The 3,119-nt window shown below is 48.3% G+C and carries 1 rRNA gene; it reads right to left on the reverse strand.

Annotated features, from left to right (window positions below):
- Nucleotides 1–22: 22 nt before the first annotated feature.
- Nucleotides 23–2,944, reverse strand: a 23S ribosomal RNA gene (locus JVU85_RS13365).
- Nucleotides 2,945–3,119 lie beyond the last annotated feature (175 nt).

Consider the following 3,119-nt stretch of genomic DNA (forward strand, 5'->3'; position numbering starts at 1 on the left):
AACCAAGTAAAACCTATTAAAATTGATTAAGTCTTCGATCGATTAGTATTCGTCAGCTCCACATATCACTATGCTTCCACCTCGAACCTATTAACCTCATCATCTTTGAGGGATCTTATAACCGAAGTTGGGAAATCTCATCTTGAGGGGGGCTTCATGCTTAGATGCTTTCAGCACTTATCCCGTCCATACATAGCTACCCAGCGATGCCGTTGGCACGACAACTGGTACACCAGAGGTATGTCCATCCCGGTCCTCTCGTACTAAGGACAGCTCCTCTCAAATTTCCTACGCCCACGACGGATAGGGACCGAACTGTCTCACGACGTTCTGAACCCAGCTCGCGTACCGCTTTAATGGGCGAACAGCCCAACCCTTGGGACCGACTACAGCCCCAGGATGCGATGAGCCGACATCGAGGTGCCAAACCTCCCCGTCGATGTGAACTCTTGGGGGAGATAAGCCTGTTATCCCCGGGGTAGCTTTTATCCGTTGAGCGATGGCCCTTCCATGCGGAACCACCGGATCACTAAGTCCGTCTTTCGACCCTGCTCGACTTGTAAGTCTCGCAGTCAAGCTCCCTTATGCCTTTACACTCTGTGAATGATTTCCAACCATTCTGAGGGAACCTTTGAGCGCCTCCGTTACTCTTTAGGAGGCGACCGCCCCAGTCAAACTGTCCATCTGACACTGTCTCCCACCATGATCAATGGTGCGGGTTAGAAATCCAACACAGCGAGGGTAGTATCCCACCAACGCCTCCACGTAAGCTAGCGCTCACGTATCTAAGGCTCCTACCTATCCTGTACAAGCTGTGCCGAATTTCAATATCAGACTACAGTAAAGCTCCACGGGGTCTTTCCGTCCTGTCGCGGGTAACCTGCATCTTCACAGGTACTATGATTTCACCGAGTCTCTCGTTGAGACAGTGCCCAAATCGTTACGCCTTTCGTGCGGGTCGGAACTTACCCGACAAGGAATTTCGCTACCTTAGGACCGTTATAGTTACGGCCGCCGTTTACTGGGGCTTCGATTCGTAGCTTCGCAGAAGCTAACCACTCCTCTTAACCTTCCAGCACCGGGCAGGCGTCAGCCCCTATACATCACCTTACGGTTTAGCAGAGACCTGTGTTTTTGATAAACAGTCGCTTGGGCCTATTCACTGCGGCTTTCCTGGGCGTGAACCCTAGAAAGCACCCCTTCTCCCGAAGTTACGGGGTCATTTTGCCGAGTTCCTTAACGAGAGTTCGCTCGCTCACCTTAGAATTCTCATCTTGACTACCTGTGTCGGTTTGCGGTACGGGCACCATAATTCTAGCTAGAGGATTTTCTTGGCAGTGTGAAATCAACGACTCGAGGAATAAATTCCTCTCCCCATCACAGCTTGACCTTAATGAGTACCGGATTTGCCTAATACTCAGTCTTACTGCTTGGACGTACAATCCAATCGTACGCTTCGCCTATCCTACTGCGTCCCCCCATCGCTTAAAACGAATTGAGGTGGTACAGGAATATCAACCTGTTGTCCATCGCCTACGCCTTTCGGCCTCAGCTTAGGTCCCGACTAACCCAGAGCGGACGAGCCTTCCTCTGGAAACCTTAGTCAATCGGTGGACGGGATTCTCACCCGTCTTTCGCTACTCACACCGGCATTCTCACTTCTAAGCGCTCCACATGTCCTTGCGATCATGCTTCAACGCCCTTAGAACGCTCTCCTACCATTGTCCTACGGACAATCCACAGCTTCGGTAATATGTTTAGCCCCGGTACATTTTCGGCGCAGTGTCACTCGACTAGTGAGCTATTACGCACTCTTTAAATGATGGCTGCTTCTAAGCCAACATCCTAGTTGTCTGGGCAACGCCACATCCTTTTCCACTTAACATATATTTTGGGACCTTAGCTGGTGGTCTGGGCTGTTTCCCTTTCGAACACGGACCTTATCACCCATGTTCTGACTCCCAAGTTAAATTGATTGGCATTCGGAGTTTGTCTGAATTCGGTAACCCGAGAAGGGCCCCTCGTCCAAACAGTGCTCTACCTCCAATAATCATCACTTGAGGCTAGCCCTAAAGCTATTTCGGAGAGAACCAGCTATCTCCAGGTTCGATTGGAATTTCTCCGCTACCCACAACTCATCCGCTCACTTTTCAACGTAAGTCGGTTCGGCCCTCCATTCAGTGTTACCTGAACTTCAGCCTGGTCATGGGTAGATCACCTGGTTTCGGGTCTACGACCAAATACTCAACGCCCTATTCAGACTCGCTTTCGCTGCGGCTCCACATTTGCTGCTTAACCTTGCATCAGATCGTAACTCGCCGGTTCATTCTACAAAAGGCACGCCATCACCCATTAACGGGCTCTGACTACTTGTAAGCACACGGTTTCAAGTTCTCTTTCACTCCCCTTCCGGGGTACTTTTCACCTTTCCCTCACGGTACTGGTTCACTATCGGTCACTAGAGAGTATTTAGCCTTGGGAGATGGTCCTCCCGGATTCCGACGGAATTCCACGTGCTCCGTCGTACTCAGGATCCACTCAAGAGTGTATAAATTTTCGACTACAGGATTATTACCTTCTTTGATTTATCTTTCCAGATAATTCGTCTAATTTATACATTTGTAACTCCGTATAGAGTGTCCTACAACCCCAATAAGCAAGCTTATTGGTTTGGGCTCTTCCCGTTTCGCTCGCCGCTACTCAGGGAATCGATTTTTCTTTCTCTTCCTCCGGGTACTAAGATGTTTCAGTTCTCCGGGTATGCCTTCAGACATGATATATATTCACATGTCGATAACACGACATAACTCGTGCTGGGTTTCCCCATTCGGAAATCTCTGGATCACAGCTTACTTACAGCTCCCCAAAGCATATCGTCGTTAGTAACGTCCTTCATCGGCTTCTAGTGCCAAGGCATCCACCGTGCGCCCTTAATAACTTAATCGTTTGTTTAAATCAAACATTGTTTCATTTAAACCCAAAATGTTATTAATCTGTGAGTGTTCTTTCGAACACTAGCGATTATTTGTTTTGAATTCAAGCTTTTTCAAACTTTAATTCACTCGGTTTTGCTTGGTAAAATCTATATTTTACTTACTTATCTAGTTTTCAATGTACAA

It is taken from the genome of Staphylococcus sp. GDY8P72P (genome assembly GCF_016890655.1).
GTDB lineage: Bacteria > Bacillota > Bacilli > Staphylococcales > Staphylococcaceae > Staphylococcus > Staphylococcus arlettae.